Raw genomic sequence first — 16,893 nt, forward strand, 5'->3', positions numbered from 1 at the left:
CTTAATCTTTACCAATTAAGAGTTCTTGAGTTACACGAAATCAAAGCAGTTTATTCAAAGTAAATCAAGCGAAGAATCTTCTCATGGTTCTGCTCGAAATGATTTTGAAAGAGATGATGATGACCCCTTAAGTATAAGGAGTTTATCAATAACATCTTTAGGTATTATTTTTGCCTTTTTGACAATTTTTTTACCTTCAATAAGCATTTTAATTGGCAGACCTTTATCTCAAGGAAACGAGATAATTCATAATCACGATTTTAAAAAAGATGGACCTTAGTTCAATACCTCCATCTCCAATGAAGGGAATAGTAAATATTGTTGTTGAAATACCTGCAGGGAGTAGGAATAAATATGAATATTGCTCTGATGCAGGAATAATGGCCTTAGACAGAGTATTGCATTCTTCAGTGAGGTACCCTTTTGATTATGGTTTTATCCCAAATACCCTTGCTGATGATGGAGCTCCTCTTGATGCAATGGTGATAATGGATGAGCCTACTTTTGCTGGTTGTTTAATAAAAGCTAGACCTATTGGAGTTTTGGATATGCATGATTGTGGTGCATATGATGGAAAACTTTTATGTGTGCCTATGGCTAATCCTAGGCAGGCTAATATAGTGAGTATTAATCAAATTGCTCCTAATCAGCTTGAGGATGTTGCTGAATTTTTTAGAACAAGTAAAGGACTTGATGGAAGAACAGTTCAAATTGATGGTTGGAGGGATTTTGATGTAGTTGAAAATTTATTGAAAAGTTGTATGCCTCTAAAAAAGAAAAACTTTAAAGTACTTAAGAAATCAAATATTAGTAAATTAAATTGAAAAAAATAATTTTTTATAGTTATTTAAAATGCTCTACATGCCGAAAAGCTGCAAAGTGGCTTGAAAGCAAAGATTTTGAATTTCAGTTAATTGATATTGTAAAAGAACCTCCACTTGTTAATTATTTAAATCTAGCCTTAGAACAATACTCTGATGATAAGAAAAGGATTTTTAATACAAGAGGTAAAGCCTTTAAAACTCTTAATCTTGATATTGATCGTTTGTCAAAGGAAGAAATTATTCAACTTCTTTTAAGTGATGGCAAATTAATAAAAAGACCATTTTTGATTTACGAAGGAAAAAAAGTAATATTAGGTTTTAACGAAATTGAATATGCAAAACAATTTATATAAGTTTAGAAAATCAAGACTTGATTAATCCTATGCCTAGTTCCATAAAAAGTTTTTTAAAAGAATGGGGTCTACTAATTCTATTAACTTTTTTTGTTTCTTCTTGTAGATCATTTTTTGCAGAACCACGTTATATCCCTTCTGGTTCAATGCTCCCAGAATTACAAATAAATGATAGGTTAATTATTGAAAAATTTTCGCTAAGAAACTCTTTACCAAAAAGAGGAGATATTGTTGTTTTTAACTCACCTTACTCGTTTGACAAAAAATTAATTTCATCAAGATCTAAGCCTTTACCAAAAAAAAGATATTGTTTTTTTATGAGTTTTCCTCCAATGTCGTTTATTCCTGGTTTGAGGGATCAAGCTTGCGATGCTTATATTAAAAGAGTGGTGGCACTTCCAGGAGAAATTGTAAGTGTAAACTCTAATGGTGAATTAATAATAAATAATAAATTAATTCCTGAACCCTATGTCTCTTATAAGTGCTCATTATCCCTATTTAATAATTGTGGTAAATTTGAAAACATAAAAGTGCCAGAAGATCATTTTTTAGTTTTAGGTGATAATAGGGCAAATAGCTGGGATGGAAGATATTGGCCTGGAAGTAAATTTCTTCATAAAAAGGAGATAATTGGTAAAGCATATTTCAGATTTTGGCCTCTTAGTCAAGTTGGCTTTTTCAATAATTAACCCCCCTTTTCTGCATCTGACTTGATCAAAATAAATTTTAAAAAGGGTTTTAATTTAAAGTGCTCCTGAAGCAGTTGAATCAATTATTCCTCCTAGGTGGGTTGTAATGTTTAGAGCGCTAATCACAGGGGGCTTATTGGGATCATTAAAAAGGTCAATTATAGTTATGCCACCATTACCTTGTTTTATCATCCAAATATTTGAATAATTAATCCCAAGGATATTACAAATTAGAGTTTTATTGACTGCATCATGAGCAACCATGAGGGTTTGATCATTATCCTTTTGAGATAAACAAATTTTGTCAAAAGCTTCTACTGACCTTTCTGATACATCTTTTATAGATTCACCTTCGGGCATTATTACTTCTTCAGGTTTATCATGCCAATTTTTTAGTAAAGCAGGCCACTCTTCTCTAATTTCTGCTTCCAATTTACCCTCCCATAATCCGTGACTGATTTCTACGAGTGAATCTATTTTCTCAATTTTTAAATCTTTGTTATTTTGAAGGATTATTTGTGCAGTCTCATAAGGCCTATGCATTGAACTTGAAAATGCCTTATTGAAAGAAATATTTCTCAAATATTCAAAAGTCTTTCTAGCTTGATCTTTTCCGTTTTCATTTAAAGGGATATCAATTTGGCCTTGAAATCTACCTTCTTTGTTCCAGTTAGTTTCACCATGCCTTATTAGAAATATTCTGGAATCTCCAATTTTATTTGGAATATTTTTATTAAGATGGGAAGTTTGATTTAAGCATTCAATTTGAGTCTTAAAAGAGTTATCTTTCTTTGAAATATTGAGTATCGAGAAAGAAGCATTTTCTAATCTTATTTTTCTAAAACCTTGCTTAGGCTTTCCTAATAACAAGAGTATTAAACATCTGAGAATTGCATTATGTCCAACAACTAAAATATTTACATCATCTTTGTCTAGATAAATTTTTAAAATATCTTCTACAAAATTTGTTGCTTGAAAAAATAACTCTTGAATTGGTTTATAAGTTTTATTGTCATTTCTTTTTAAGATAAGATTTTCTGGATCATTTTTCCATATAGGGTAAATTTCTGGAAATTTCTTTTTTATTTCATCAATTTTTAGACCAGACCATTCACTAAGATCTACCTCTAGCAAATTATCATCGAATACAATATTTTGTTCTTTATTGAAGGTCTTTTTAATTGTTTTTGCAGTCTCTGCCGCTCTCACAAGTGGGGAGGAATAGATTTTATCGAAGTTTATTTTTGATAATGCTTTTCCTGCTTTTCGGGCTTGTTCGTATCCTTCATCAGTTAATAATGAATCGTCTGTTCTTCCTTGAATTAATCCTTTTGCATTGAAACTGCTTAGTCCATGCCTAACTAAAACTAATCGTATAGCCATTATATAAATTTGAAAATTAAGATAATTTAATCATCTCATGGCGTGATTAAAATAGATACATAAATATAAGGAAATTCAATGATAACTAACTATAGTTTTCAAGAATATAATAAGTTATGATCTTTAAAAATACTTCTAAGTCAAAACTCACTTTAGCTTTTATTTCTATCGTCATAACTTTTTTTGTATGGCAACAAGGATTAAGAGACAGTTTAAATAGACCATCTGTTTCATTTGATATTAGTCAAAAAGAGCAAGAAATTGCTGAATTATCTGTCCAATCAATACCTGTAAATCTTAAAAAATTTTTTATCATTAATGATCCTGTTGATCAAATAAATAAATCACTCTCTGATGTCTCATTTGAAGAGCTAACAGAAAGAAATAAATTAATTCGAATAATTACTTCAGAATCAAATGATCCTTTAATTTATAAAAATATATCCAAAGATTTTAAAGATAAAAACTTTAAATTTCTGATTGATGAGATAGAAAAAAAATCTAATAATAATTCATATAAACCAAATTCTGATAAATTTGATTTATTTAAAGGTGATAGATTTTTATATCACCTTTTAAGCCGGAAATTTGATTTTGACGATAGTTCATTAATAACAAAATCATTTTCAAGCAAAATGTTTTTAAAAATATTAGCCATAAGACTAATACCACTTTTAACAATAATTATTGGCTCTATTCTGGCTTTAAAAATATTATGGACCACCATATCTTTGAAAAAGTTTGGTTGGCAAGAAATTAAATCCTTAGATTTAGAATTAATAGATATGGTTTTATTAATTGCAGGTGGATTTGTTGTTTTAGGAGAAGTGGTATCACCTTTGTTTTCTATCAGTTTGGTTGAACTTTTTTCTAAAAATATCTCTAATGAATTGTCTCAATCTTTAAAAATTTTCTTTGGATATCTTTTTATGGCTATTCCGCCATTATGGATAGTTTTTTATCAAATTAAATCCTTGAATGGTGAATTTACTTTTAAAAAGGATTATTTACAGTTCAATTTCTTGCCAATAAAATATGCAATTATTCAGGGAATTAAAGGTTGGTTAACAATTGTTCCTTTTGTTTTATTGATTTCTCTAATTATGAATAGTCTGATCGATAATCAGAATGGTAGTAACCCTTTGCTGGAAATTGTTCTTAATAATAATAATTACTTATCATTTTTTCTATTATTTGTAACAACAACTCTATTAGCTCCTCTATTTGAAGAGATTATATTTCGCGGTATTTTACTACCAACTCTTTCAAGAGATTTTGGAGTAATTTCGGGCATCATAGTTTCAGCTTTTATCTTTGCATTAGCCCATTTAAGTTTGGGAGAAATGCCGCCATTATTTGTTCTAGGGATTGGATTAGCAATTACAAGAATTGCTTCAGGGAGTTTGTTTTCCTCAGTGATTATGCATTCTTTATGGAATGGATTGACTTTCTTAAATTTGTTCTTATTGAGGACATAAAGAATTTAATTTTTTACTTGCGAATCAAACAAAAAGATGTTTATTTAATTAATAACACTTCTTTTATTTAAAAATAAATCATAGATGAAACCTTATGGGAATCAACTTAATTTAAAAAAAAAAGTTTCATATGAAAGTAAAAAAAATTCTGAAAAAATATCCATAATTAATATCAAATTAATACATCAAATTTTCGACACCATTAATATCTCTCTTTTGGTATTAATTTTCACCTTATTTTTCTTGTCTTTTAATAGTCAAAGAAAATGGTCAAATACATATAAAAACTTATCTAAAACAAGAGCTATCAATAATAATCTCATTGATTATATTTCTAAAATTGAGGAATTTTATATTAGTGAACTTGAGTCTCTCAATATTTATAGAAAAACTAAACCTGAAGATTTAATCTATCTAGATAAACTTCCAGAAAAAAAAGAAAGTTTATTTAAGAAAAATTTAAGTAGTTTCATTGAAGGTTTTAGTGATAGCAAATATCAAAGGGGATATTGATGAAAAAATACAAAAAAATTGTTCGTCTAATACCCCTTGATCAAAGAAGATTTAAATTTCTCTATATTTTTAGCTTACTATTAATATTTTGTTTGTTTGGTAGGTTAGTTAAATTGCAAGTCTTTAACGCCTCTGATTTGCAAAGGAAAGCTAGATTAATACAGTCTTCTAAAACTAACGCCTTAAAAAAAAGGAGAGCAATTGTTGATAGAAATAATAGACTAATTGCTTACGATAAACCGCTCTATAAATTATGGGCCCATCCAAAATATTTTAATTTTCCTGGTGATTCAATTAACAGAGTTCGCAGTATTGAAGAAGTTACAGAAAAATTGTCACCTATCTTGGATATAAATGGTGAAATACTCTTGAGTAAATTTAATAATAAAATGAGTGGTATCAAGCTTTTGGATAAAATTTCCGAAGAAAAGGCAGAAAAGATTAAGAACCTTCAAATAAGCGGACTTGATTTGTTTAAATATTCGCAGAGATATTATCCACAAGGGGAGCTTTACTCTAATCTTGTCGGTTTTGTTAATGATGAGAATATAGCTTCAGCAGGTTTAGAGCTTCATTTAGATAATCAAATTAAAGTTTTTAATAAAAGTAATTTAATAAAAAGAGGAGGAGATGGAACTCCTCTACCGGATAATTCAGCCCCAGGTGATTTTATTTCTGATTACAAAAGTTTAGGCCTAACTATAGATTCAAAATTACAGAAAGCGTCATTCAATGCATTATCAAAGCAAGTAAGCAAATGGAAAGCAAAGAAGGGATTTGCCATAGTTATGGATGTTAATAATGGTCGGATTCTCTCCTTGGTTACAGTCCCGTCATATGATCCAAATAAATTTTGGCAGTATGATTCTGGACTTTTTAGGGGTTGGTATTCTCAAGATTTATTTGAGCCTGGTTCAACTTTTAAACCTATTAATCTTGCCTTAGCTTTAGAAGAAAAAGTAATCCAGAAAGATGGAGTAGTTGAAGATATTGGAAAAATTAATGTTGGAGGATGGACACTTTCTAATTGGGATAAAAAAGGTAATGGATACATTGACTATCCAAAAGTTTTGCAGGTTTCAAGTAATGTTGGGATGGTAAAAATAATGCAAAATTTAGACCCTACAATTTATTGGGATTGGCTAAAAAATTTAGGTATAAATAAAAATTTAGAGACTGACTTATTTGAATCAACTGCTGGCCAACTAAAGAGAAAAGATTTATTTGTAAATCAATCAATTGAGCCTGCCGTAACTTCTTTTGGTAAAGGGTTCTCAATCTCGCCACTTAAATTGGTTCAACTTCATGCGGCTCTAGCAAATGGTGGTTTTGAAGTGACTCCTCATGTAACCTCAACTTTCAAAGAAAGAGTTAATAAAAATCCAAAAAAACAATTTTTTTCACACGAAGTCTCTAAAACTGTTCTTGAATGGATGGAGAGCGTAGTTGATAAAGGTAGTGGATCTGGAGTGAAAATCGAGGGTTATAGGATAGCGGGGAAAACGGGCACTTCCCAAAAAGCCTTAAATGGTTCCTATACAAGTAAAAAAGTTTGCAGTTTTGTGGCGACCTTACCAGTTAATGATCCGAAATATGCTGTCCTTGTAGTCGTTGATGAGCCATCTAAATCTTATGCATATGGTTCAACTGTTGCTGTACCAGTTGCTAAAGAAATTATCGAGAGTTTGATAGTAATTGAAAAAATACCTCCCAAGATTAAAGATCATGGAATGATTGTTAAAAAACCCTAAAATTTTCCAATTTTATAAATATTTAGTTCATTATCTGATGATTTCATCAGGAATAAAAGCTAGTTTATGTATATATATGATTATCTAGATATGAAATCAATTTTAGAACAATTGTCCTCAATGACCGTTGTTGTTGCTGATACTGGAGATTTAGATTCGATAAAAAAATTTCAACCAAGGGACGCCACCACCAATCCATCGCTAATACTTGCTGCTGCTAAGAACCCTGATTATGTGAAATTAATTGATAAAGCTTTAGAAAGTTCAGAAAATGCATTGCCCCAAGGATTCTCCGAAATTGAATTAATCAAAGAAACTGTTGACCAAGTTTCAGTATTTTTTGGAAAAGAAATATTGAAAATTATTTCAGGGCGCGTATCTACAGAAGTTGATGCAAGACTGAGCTTTGACACCGAAGCTACGGTAGAAAAAGCGAGAAAATTGATCAATCTTTACAAAAATTTTGGAATTGAAAAGGAAAGAATTTTGATTAAGATTGCTGCAACTTGGGAGGGAATTAAGGCAGCTGAAATTTTGGAAAAAGAGGGTATTAAGTGCAACTTAACTTTACTTTTTAACTTCTGCCAAGCGGTAACTTGTGCCAATGCAAAGATAACTCTAATTTCTCCGTTCGTTGGCCGTATATTGGATTGGCATAAAGCAAAAACTGGTAAAACTAGTTTTGTTGGTGCTGAAGACCCTGGTGTTATTTCGGTTACACAAATATACAAGTACTTTAAAGAAAAGGGATTCAAGACAGAAGTAATGGGAGCGAGTTTTAGAAATCTTGATGAAATAAAAGAATTAGCAGGTTGCGATCTTTTAACAATCGCACCAAAATTTCTTGAGGAACTGAAAAAAGAAAAAGGAGAGTTAGTTAGAAAATTAGATGTAAGTACCCAAATAAATAATTCTATTGACTACGAATTTGAAGAAAAAGATTTCAGATTAAGTATGTTAGAAGATCAAATGGCAAGTGAAAAGCTTAGTGAAGGTATCACTGGATTCAGTAAGGCTATAGAAGAATTGGAAGAGCTGCTACTAAAGAGATATTCAGAGATTAAAAATCATAAATTGATTTCTGCTAACTAAATTTAAGTTTGAATTGAAAAAGAATTAAGTCCCACTTTTTGTTAAAAGTCTTCTGATAACTCTTTTTGCAATATCTTCATAACTCATTTCTCCTGATAATATTTGAGCAATACGTTTAGGTGCTGTTTTTCTTTTGACACCTAATTGATATCCAGTTCTGGGAAATCTATAAAATACTTGGGCTATTCTCCTCCCCCAAGCCATTGATTTCCCCCAAATGTTGTTAATTTTTTTCGTATAAAGATTTAAATCATCTACTTTTCCTGATAGGCACTGATCTATGTATTCTGCAGCATAAAAACTGCTAATTAAAGATGGTCTAATTCCTTCAGCTAAAAATGGATCACATAGAGATGCTGCATCTCCAACCGCTAAAACTTTGTCACCATTAATTGAGTGGAAGCCATTCCATATTCTCAGTTTCTTACTAATTGTTTTATGAGGAAAATCATCAAAACCGAAGCTTCTGATTACTTGTTTATTTATAGCCTGATTTTCTAAAAGACCATTATTTATAAAAGTACCTAAACCAATATTTAAGCTTTCTCTTAGGGGGAATGCCCATGCAAAACCATATTTTATAAATCCAAACTCAAATCTAACTGCATCTCTAGGTATTTCACCTAACCCTTTCAATCTTAATGAGATTGTGTTCGCAAATTTCGGTTTTCTTGGCCCTAAATTGAAATAACTCGCCCATTTCGATTGGGACCCATCTGCAATTACAAGAAATTCTGTAATATATTTTATTTTGTTATTGCAAGTAATTTCCCATTTATCATTTTTTTTTATGATTTTTTCTATCAATAATGGTCTCATTATCTGAGCTCCATTACTCAAGGATTCATCAAGTAATAATTGATCTAGTTTTTCTCTTTTAACAATCCAAAATGGGGATTCACCAGTCAGATCAGCAGTTACATTATCTGCAGCCTTCCATCTGAATTCAACATTCTTAATTTTTGATTCTATGCAATCTTCTATATTTAAAGGAAGAAATCTTTGCATTGAAGATGCCATCCCACCTGCACATGGTTTGTAATCTTGGGATTTTTCTTTTTCAATAATTAAAACTGAATATCCTTTCTTTGATAGGTTAAGAGCGGTGGAAGATCCTGATAAACCTCCACCAATTATTACAACGTCAAATCCTATCAAACTTTTAGAATTTCCTTCTCTTTTTCAGACAATTTAGTTTCTATTAAAGCAATATATTTATCAGTAATTTTCTGAATTTCAGATTGATTATCTCTCGATTCGTCAATAGAAATAAGGCCATCTTTTTCGTCTTTTTTTTCTTTATCAACAGCATCTCTTCTGATATTTCTCAAAGCTACTTTTCCTTCCTCTGCATATTTAGAGGCTAATTTACAAAATTCTTTTCTTCTTTCTTCTGTTAAAGGAGGAACATTTATTCTTATTACTTTCCCATCATTATTTGGAGTAATACCTAAATCACTCATAGAAATAGATTTCTCTATCGCTTGTAAACATGAAATATCGAAAGGTTGTATTGAAATTGTTTGCGAATCAACAGTGCTTATAGTGGCAAGCGATTTGATTGGTGTTTCTGCTCCGTAGTACTCAACACTTACTCTGTCTAACAAGGAAGCATTAGCTCTGCCTGTCCTAATTGTATTAAAGTTTCTTTGTGTGGCTTCAATACTTTTATTCATATTTTCTTGAATTTCTTTTTCTTTCATAATTAAAAAAATTAAATGATCTTTAACTAATTAAAGAGCCTATTGGCTCACCAGCAACAGCTTTAGAAATGTTCCCTTTTTTGAATATATCAAAAACCATAATTGGGATATTATTATCTTTGCAAAGTGCAATCGCAGTACTGTCCATTACTGCAATTTCATCACTAAGAACTTGTTGATAACTGAGAGAGGAATATTTTTTTGCATCTTTAAATTGATTAGGATCACGATCGTATACTCCATCAACTTTAGTAGCCTTCATAACAACTTCAGCGTTTATCTCTGCTGCCCTCAAAGCTGCCGTAGTATCAGTTGTAAAAAATGGATTTCCGCATCCACCTCCGAAAACTACAACTCTACCTTTTTCTAGGTGCCTCATGGCTCTTCTTCTGATGTAGGGTTCGGCAATTTCCTGCATTTCGATTGCTGTTTGCACTCTGGTTGCAACTCCTACTCTTTCAAGACCATCTTGAAGTGAAATTGCGTTCATTACTGTTGCTAGCATCCCTACATAATCAGCAGTCGCGCGATCCATTCCGTCTGCAGATCCTTTAAGCCCCCTAAAAATGTTTCCACCACCAACAACTATTGCAAGTTGTACATTATTTTCGACTACTTTTGAAACATCCTCTGCAATTGACTGAACTATAGCAGGATCAATACCATAAGGTTTTTCACCCATTAGTGCTTCACCACTAAGTTTTAAGAGAACTCTTTTGTAAGTCATTCAATAATTGTACTTTTAAGACCTTAGCAAGTAAATGCACCAAATTTATTTTTTGTTCAGATATTGCTTGCGTCTTTAAACATTTCTAAACCTGCCTAAAGAAAATTTTAAATAATAATTTACTTCAACTAAAATTCAACACACTTTTGTGCTTTTATTCCTTGTTCTTTAAATGGATGTCTTATTAGTTTCATTTCTGTAACTAGATCAGCGTAATTGATAATTGAATCAGATGCTCCCCTTCCAGTTAAAACAATATGATTTTTTCTATTATTTAAGCTTTTTAAAAAAGTGATTATTTCTTCGGGTGCAAGATAACCAAGTTTTGTCGCAATATTAATTTCATCAAGAATGATAAGTTTATAAGATTCGTTTTGTATGTATTTTTTGGCTAGTTGCCAAGCCTCTTGAACTAATTTTTCATCTCTTATTCTGTCTTGTGTTTCCCAAGTAAATCCCTCTCCTAATGAATGCCAAGATATGTTTGAAGACAAGTTTTTAAGTGCTTTTTCTTCTCCAGTGGTCCAGCCTCCTTTGATAAATTGAATTATTGCTACTTTATAGCCATGCCCTATCGTCCTTAAAGCCATACCTAAAGATGCAGTTGTCTTGCCCTTGCCATTTCCTGTAAAAACAATCAATAATCCTTTTTTTGTTTTTCTAATTTGTAGTCTTTCGGCTTGAATATCTTTTCTTTGCTGCATTCTTTTTTTATATGAGCTCTCATCGCTATCCGGTGATAATTTACCTCCCATTCCAAGTTTATTTGCTTGATTATCGAGGTTAAATATTTTCTCGGAAGATGAAGGTTTTTCTTGCATATGACCCTTATTTTTATTTAATTATTATAAATCTTTAAATATTTTTAACTCTTTTAACTTTTAAAAGTGCATTATTTACTGCCTGTTGTTGATCTCTTTTAGTAATCCAGTGGTGATAAGTTTGAGTATGTAAACTAACCGAATGTCCCATCATTCTGGCAGCCACAGTATCAGGTAAATCATAAAAAATTGTTCTAACTGCCCAAGCATGCCTTAGATCATAAGGTTTTATTTGTAAAGAGTAACGCTTAAACTGGTCTGTAATTTTTTTTCCAATATTCTGTAAGGTTGTAATTTTAAGGTCTCTATTAATATTTGGTAGAAGTTCTGGATTTTCACCAAGTTTTGATAATTCGAACTTTTCCACCCATTCAGGATGAAATGGCCAAACTTGATGTTCCCCAGTTTTAGTCGTAGGTAAAACTCTAATAATTTTGTCCCCAAAATTAGTAAGAGAACTTAAATCACAAAAAAATACTTCATGATTTCTTAATCCATATGTAGCCATCAGACCAAAAACAAATTTCCAAGACTTGTTTGGTATGGTTTCCCAAAGTTTCTCTATTAATTCGTCTTTAGGTAGATCCCTAAATCCTGCTTTGTTCAGACCATATCCTCTAGAATTTAATTTCCAATCTTCTGGTAGTTTAATGTCCAAAAACTTAGCCAAAACACTTAAAGAAGTAGCGCATTGTTTCCTACTTCTGGTACCTTCCTTATAACTTTCAAGTGTTTTTTGAAATATTTTTTCTAAAGCTTCATTCTCATAGTCATTGTAAATATTTAGGATTCTTTTCATATATGGTTTGTAAGAACTTCTCCAAGTAGTTTTTCTAGTGCTGGTTCGAAAATCACTTTTATTTTCTTTAAAAAAAAATTCCTCAAATTGATTTAATCTTTTTGGGAATTCAAAACCATCTTTTATTTCCTTTTTATAAGGTTTGCCTATCCAATTAATCCAATCAAATTGATTCAATTCCAATTGCAAATTGATTAATTGTAATTTTTTTTTGGCCTCCTCTAATCCAGAAATATCAGCCTTTAAACCAAGAGATATTCTTTGAATTTTAAAGTTATTTTTATCTTCTTTGGAGGGTAGTGAACCACGAATATTTAATTTCTCTCCTCTTTTCTCAATTTTAAGCTTGCTGCCTTGAGTAGCAAATTTATCATTGACATTATTAATTTCCTGAATTACGTTCATTTACTTATATAATTGACCATATAATGACGTTTTTAATGTTGATTTTCAATCTCCATAAATTTTAAATGGATAAAATAGGCGTCTTACTAATGAATTTAGGAGGGCCTGAACGCATTACTGATGTAGGCCCATTCTTATACAATCTTTTTTCTGATCCAGAAATAATCAGGACTCCTTTCCCTGTTTTTCAAAAGCCCCTAGCTTGGTTAATTAGTACGCTTAGGAGTACTACTTCACAACAGGCCTACCTTTCCATAGGTGGAGGTTCACCTATCAGAAGGATAACTGAACAACAAGCAAGAGAATTACAATCTAAATTAAGGGACAAGGGGTTTAATGCTACTACCTATATCGCTATGAGGTATTGGCATCCTTTTACCGAATCAGCAATTGCTGATATGAAAGCAGATGGCATAGATCAAGTTGTTGTAATACCCTTGTATCCACATTTTTCGATAAGTACTAGTGGTTCGAGCTTTAGGGAATTAAAAAAATTGCGAGATTCTGATGATGAATTTAAGAAGGTTCCAATGAGATGTGTAAGGAGTTGGTTCAGTCAATCAGGTTATTTAAAGTCTATGGTCGAATTAATTTCTGAACAAATTTCACTTTGTGAATCACCTTCAAAAGCCCATATATTTTTCACTGCTCATGGAGTTCCTAAGAGTTACGTAGAGGAAGCTGGAGACCCTTACAAACAACAAATTGAAGATTGTTCTTTATTAATTATAAATGAGCTGGAAAAATGTTTAGGGCATAGTAACCCTCATACACTTTCTTATCAAAGTAGAGTTGGTCCTGTTGAATGGTTGAAGCCTTATACAGAAGAAGTGTTAGCTGATCTTGGAAGGTCAAATGTTAATGATCTGATTGTGGTCCCTATAAGTTTCGTTGGAGAGCATATCGAAACATTGCAAGAAATTGATATTGAATATAAAGAAATTGCTGAAAAGGCTGGTATTAAAAACTTTCGGAGAGTTAAGGCTTTAAATACTCATCCTACTTTTATTGAAGGTCTTAGTGATCTAGTGATTTCCTGCTTGGAAGGACCTCTAGTTAATATAGAGGAGGCTTCTCAGTTGCCTGAAAAAGTTAAACTTTATCCCCAAGAGAAGTGGCAATGGGGTTGGAATAATAGTTCAGAAGTGTGGAACGGAAGGGTTGCAATGATTATTTTTCTTGTGCTTTTTATTGAACTTATTTCAGGCTCTGGACCTCTACATAAATTAGGCATTTTATGAAGGACAATTGAAATTTATTTGAAAATTTTAAATTTATTGAAAGATTTTTTTGAATACATTTCTGACATTACATTTCTAAATGAGGCAAAAGTATTTAATTAAGTTTAATATTTATAGTAAATATTGAATTTCTTTAGTGACTCTTACTTCGAGATCCTTTTCAAAGGGTAGTTCAAAACATGAAAATCCAGTTTGGATAACTGGTGCAGATGCACTAATGGATTCTTTAAAAATTCATGGAGTAAAAGTTATATTTGGATATCCTGGGGGAGCCATACTACCAATATATGATGCTGTTCATAAGGCAGAACAAGAAGGTTGGTTAAAGCATTATATGGTTAGGCATGAACAAGGTGGTTCACATGCGGCTGATGGATATGCAAGATCTACTGGTGAAGTAGGAGTATGTTTTGGGACCTCAGGCCCAGGTGCAACAAATTTGGTAACTGGAATTGCCACTGCGCAAATGGATTCAGTCCCCCTAGTTGTAGTTACAGGTCAAGTCCCAAGACCTGCTATAGGGACAGACGCTTTTCAAGAAACTGATATTTTTGGCATAACTCTTCCAATAGTGAAACATTCATGGGTAATAAGAGATCCTTCAGATATCGCGAAAGTAGTTTCTGAAGCTTTTTTTATAGCCTCATCTGGAAGACCTGGCCCTGTTTTAATTGATATACCCAAAGATGTAGGTCAGGAGTTCTTTAATTACCAAAGAGTTTTGCCTGGTGAGATTATTCCTAAAGGATTTAAAAGGAATGGAGAAATTAATGATTGCGATATCAACAAAGCAATTAAATTAATAGAAGATTCTGAAAGACCTCTTCTATACGTAGGAGGTGGGGCAATATCTTCAGGAGCTCATGATGAAATAAAAACTTTGGCAAAGAATTATCAAATACCAGTTACCACAACCTTAATGGGGAAGGGTGCTTTTGATGAAAAAGATAATTTATCAGTAGGGATGTTAGGAATGCATGGAACTGCTTATGCAAATTTTGCTGTTACAGAATGCGATCTTTTAATTGCTATTGGAGCTAGATTCGATGATAGGGTGACAGGAAAATTAGATACTTTTGCACCTAATGCAAAGGTAATTCATATAGATATCGACCCAGCAGAAGTTAATAAAAATAGACGTGTAGATGTTGCAATTGTTTCTGATGTTTCAAAAGCTGTTCTCAAAATTAATGAACAATCTCTAAAAAACAAATTTACTTGTCAGACGAAAAACTGGTTAGAAAAAATTGATTTTTGGAAAAATAAACACCCTTTATATGACCCGCCTAAAGAAGGAGAAATTTATCCTCAGGAAGTTCTTTTAAAAGTGAGGGAACTTTCACCAGAAGCTTATGTAACTACAGATGTAGGACAACATCAGATGTGGGCTGCTCAATATCTTAGGAATTCTCCAAGAAAATGGATTAGTAGTGCAGGCTTAGGAACTATGGGTTTTGGATTGCCAGCGGCAATTGGAGTAAAAGCAGCCTTACCTAATTCAGATGTAATTTGTATTGCAGGAGATGCAAGTGTCTTAATGAATATTCAAGAATTAGGAACTTTATCTCAATATGGTCTAAAGGTGAAATTGATTATTATCAATAATCGCTGGCAAGGGATGGTAAGACAATGGCAGGAAAGTTTCTATGATGAAAGATATTCCTCATCTGATATGAGTTGTGGTGAACCTGATTTTGTAAAACTTGCTGAGTCTTTTGGAGTTAAAGGATACTTAATTTCTGATAGAAAACAATTACAGAATGAATTAAAAAATGCGCTTGATCATGACGGCCCTGCCTTGATTAATATCCTTGTCAGAAGAGGTGAAAATTGTTATCCAATGGTTCCTCCTGGTAAAAGTAATGCTCAAATGGTTGGATATGTTAATTGTGAAGACTAATTTTTTTTAAAATACGTCATTTTAAAAAATTAACTTTAAGATAATTTAAAAACTTAGATATTTCTGAATTGAAAAAATTATCAAAAATTTTAATTATAATCTGCTTGATTGTTCTTAATCCTGTAATAGTAAACTCGGCCGAAATTCTTCAAATTAAAAGTTCAAATACTATTTTGGTGGGGGATCAAAATAGAAATTTAACTATTGGATTATTTTGTGTAGATGTAAATGAAAATGATGAGATTGAAGCAACTAATCTACTTAAGAGTGAATTCCCAAGGGGGAGCAAAGTGAAAATAAAGCCTTTTGGTTTCAAAGAGAATGTTTTGTTAGCCAAAGTTTTTAATATTAAAGGTACTAAGGAGATGACGGAATTATTGGTCGCTAAAAACTTAAGTAGTGAAATTTGTCCAAGTTAATTATCTTTATGAGCAAATAAGATTCCATTGTCTCGAGATTGTTTTGCTCCTTCTCCAGGAATAAAATTCATTATTGAATTTGTATGTGCATAAATTTGAGATGTCTATATTTGTATGAGGGATGTTCTCATTTAAAAGTTGTCTATAGGCAGATCTTTTTAGATCAAGTTGATTTAAGTTTTGCTCTCTGAAGTGATTTGAATCACTAAAACAAAGATCTTTTTTAGTTTTAGTCAATTTGACAGTTATGTTTTTGTTTTCGGCCTTTCTATAAAATTCTTTGAGTGTCATTTTATCAACTAGATAATGTTCCTTAGAAATCGCTGGTCCTATTGCAACAAGTAAGTCATCTCTAGATGTCCCAAAATTATCGAAAATTTTAACCAGATTTTTTATTATTTTTTTTTCTAAACCTTTTCTTCCACAATGCAAGGTTGCTACATTTCTTGTCCTTTTATCTGCAAAAAATATTGGCATACAATCAGCTGTGTAAACCCATAAGTTTTGACTGCATTTATTGCCAACAAGACCATCTGCATCAGTCTTAGTTCCTTTTTGCGAATGAGATCCAAACACTATCACATTACTGTGAATTTGATTGGAAACACAATTTATGGAATTTTCATTAAAGTGATTCCCTAATAATTGAAGAAATTTCTCAGAGCAAGACTTCGTGAAGTATGCATGTTTGAAATTATTTTGACTAAGAATAGGTGATGAATAATACTCAAATTTTTTGTTTTGAATATAAATTTCATCTTTTGAGAAATATATTTCTTTGTAAGGAATAGTTCC

Annotated in this window: 18 protein-coding genes; 11 read left to right on the top strand and 7 right to left on the bottom strand. The window is 31.6% G+C overall.

From position 1 onward, the window contains the following. Positions 1-25 precede the first annotated feature (25 nt). The 4 genes from MK115_RS00880 to lepB are packed head-to-tail and all read left to right on the top strand — an operon-like array spanning position 26 to position 1,866. Positions 26-280: a hypothetical protein gene (locus tag MK115_RS00880; protein ID WP_209088954.1), complete on the top strand. Its 255-nt coding sequence runs from the start codon at positions 26-28 to the stop codon at positions 278-280. Continuing rightward, positions 270-824, top strand: coding sequence for an inorganic diphosphatase (locus MK115_RS00885; protein ID WP_287608264.1), 555 nt, complete (start codon positions 270-272; stop codon positions 822-824). The genes MK115_RS00880 and MK115_RS00885 overlap by 11 nt, the downstream gene beginning before the upstream one ends. Next, positions 821-1,177, top strand: coding sequence for a Spx/MgsR family RNA polymerase-binding regulatory protein (locus tag MK115_RS00890; protein WP_287608266.1), 357 nt, complete (start codon positions 821-823; stop codon positions 1,175-1,177). The genes MK115_RS00885 and MK115_RS00890 overlap by 4 nt, the downstream gene beginning before the upstream one ends. Positions 1,178-1,206: 29 nt before the next feature. Further along, a complete protein-coding gene (lepB, locus tag MK115_RS00895) occupies positions 1,207-1,866 on the top strand; it encodes a signal peptidase I (RefSeq protein WP_287608268.1) in 660 nt (219 codons plus the stop codon). A 54-nt stretch (positions 1,867-1,920) separates the two neighbouring features. Here the strand turns inward: lepB and MK115_RS00900 are convergent, their stop codons facing one another. Beyond that, entirely contained in the window at positions 1,921-3,249 is a 1,329-nt protein-coding gene (locus MK115_RS00900) for a histidine phosphatase family protein (RefSeq protein WP_287608269.1), read from the bottom strand. A 116-nt stretch (positions 3,250-3,365) separates the two neighbouring features. On the opposite strand from MK115_RS00900, the gene MK115_RS00905 reads away from it, so the two are divergent. The 4 genes from MK115_RS00905 (at position 3,366) to tal (ending at position 8,083) form a co-directional block, all read left to right on the top strand. Next, positions 3,366-4,727 carry a CPBP family intramembrane glutamic endopeptidase gene (locus tag MK115_RS00905; protein ID WP_287608270.1) on the top strand — a complete coding sequence of 454 codons (1,362 nt, stop codon included), beginning with the start codon at positions 3,366-3,368 and terminating at the stop codon, positions 4,725-4,727. 84 nt (positions 4,728-4,811) lie between these two features. Next, positions 4,812-5,240, top strand: a complete 429-nt coding sequence (locus MK115_RS00910) for a hypothetical protein (protein ID WP_287608271.1) — start codon at positions 4,812-4,814, stop codon at positions 5,238-5,240. Next, the gene (locus MK115_RS00915) at positions 5,240-6,991 is read left to right on the top strand and encodes a peptidoglycan D,D-transpeptidase FtsI family protein (protein ID WP_287608272.1); all 1,752 of its coding nucleotides are present in this window, start codon (positions 5,240-5,242) and stop codon (positions 6,989-6,991) included. The genes MK115_RS00910 and MK115_RS00915 overlap by 1 nt, the downstream gene beginning before the upstream one ends. A 90-nt stretch (positions 6,992-7,081) precedes the next feature. Further along, entirely contained in the window at positions 7,082-8,083 is a 1,002-nt protein-coding gene (gene tal / locus MK115_RS00920) for a transaldolase (RefSeq protein ID WP_287608274.1), read from the top strand. A gap of 24 nt (positions 8,084-8,107) precedes the next feature. On the opposite strand, the gene MK115_RS00925 is transcribed toward tal, so the two are convergent. The 5 genes from MK115_RS00925 to MK115_RS00945 all read right to left on the bottom strand — a co-directional run bounded on the left by MK115_RS00925 (position 8,108) and on the right by MK115_RS00945 (position 12,538). Further along, positions 8,108-9,241: an NAD(P)/FAD-dependent oxidoreductase gene (locus MK115_RS00925; RefSeq protein WP_287608276.1), complete on the bottom strand. Its 1,134-nt coding sequence runs from the start codon at positions 9,239-9,241 to the stop codon at positions 8,108-8,110. Further along, entirely contained in the window at positions 9,238-9,786 is a 549-nt protein-coding gene (gene frr, locus MK115_RS00930; protein WP_011818029.1) for a ribosome recycling factor, read from the bottom strand. The genes MK115_RS00925 and frr overlap by 4 nt, the downstream gene beginning before the upstream one ends. Positions 9,787-9,808: 22 nt before the next feature. Next, complete coding sequence (gene pyrH / locus MK115_RS00935) at positions 9,809-10,513, bottom strand: UMP kinase (RefSeq protein ID WP_025931535.1); 705 nt, start codon at positions 10,511-10,513, stop codon at positions 9,809-9,811. Positions 10,514-10,641: 128 nt separating this feature from the next. Next, a complete protein-coding gene (cobO, locus tag MK115_RS00940) occupies positions 10,642-11,334 on the bottom strand; it encodes a cob(I)yrinic acid a,c-diamide adenosyltransferase (RefSeq protein WP_209127739.1) in 693 nt (230 codons plus the stop codon). 34 nt (positions 11,335-11,368) lie between these two features. After that, positions 11,369-12,538: a site-specific integrase gene (locus MK115_RS00945; protein ID WP_287608286.1), complete on the bottom strand. Its 1,170-nt coding sequence runs from the start codon at positions 12,536-12,538 to the stop codon at positions 11,369-11,371. 65 nt (positions 12,539-12,603) lie between these two features. Between MK115_RS00945 and hemH the strand changes: the two genes are divergently transcribed. The 3 genes from hemH (at position 12,604) to MK115_RS00960 (ending at position 16,098) form a co-directional block, all read left to right on the top strand. Further along, entirely contained in the window at positions 12,604-13,779 is a 1,176-nt protein-coding gene (gene hemH / locus MK115_RS00950) for a ferrochelatase (RefSeq protein WP_287608288.1), read from the top strand. Positions 13,780-13,915: 136 nt separating this feature from the next. Then, positions 13,916-15,679, top strand: a complete 1,764-nt coding sequence (gene ilvB, locus MK115_RS00955) for a biosynthetic-type acetolactate synthase large subunit (protein WP_287608290.1) — start codon at positions 13,916-13,918, stop codon at positions 15,677-15,679. 68 nt (positions 15,680-15,747) lie between these two features. Next, positions 15,748-16,098, top strand: a complete 351-nt coding sequence (locus MK115_RS00960; protein WP_287608292.1) for a hypothetical protein — start codon at positions 15,748-15,750, stop codon at positions 16,096-16,098. Between the two features lie 6 nt (positions 16,099-16,104). Here the strand turns inward: MK115_RS00960 and pgeF are convergent, their stop codons facing one another. Further along, the gene (gene pgeF / locus MK115_RS00965; protein ID WP_353847951.1) at positions 16,105-16,887 is read right to left on the bottom strand and encodes a peptidoglycan editing factor PgeF; all 783 of its coding nucleotides are present in this window, start codon (positions 16,885-16,887) and stop codon (positions 16,105-16,107) included. Between the last annotated feature and the right edge of the window lie 6 nt (positions 16,888-16,893).

Origin of the sequence: Prochlorococcus sp. ALOHA_ZT_50 (genome assembly GCF_022447305.1) — a bacterium.
In the GTDB taxonomy this organism is placed as follows: domain Bacteria; phylum Cyanobacteriota; class Cyanobacteriia; order PCC-6307; family Cyanobiaceae; genus Prochlorococcus_A.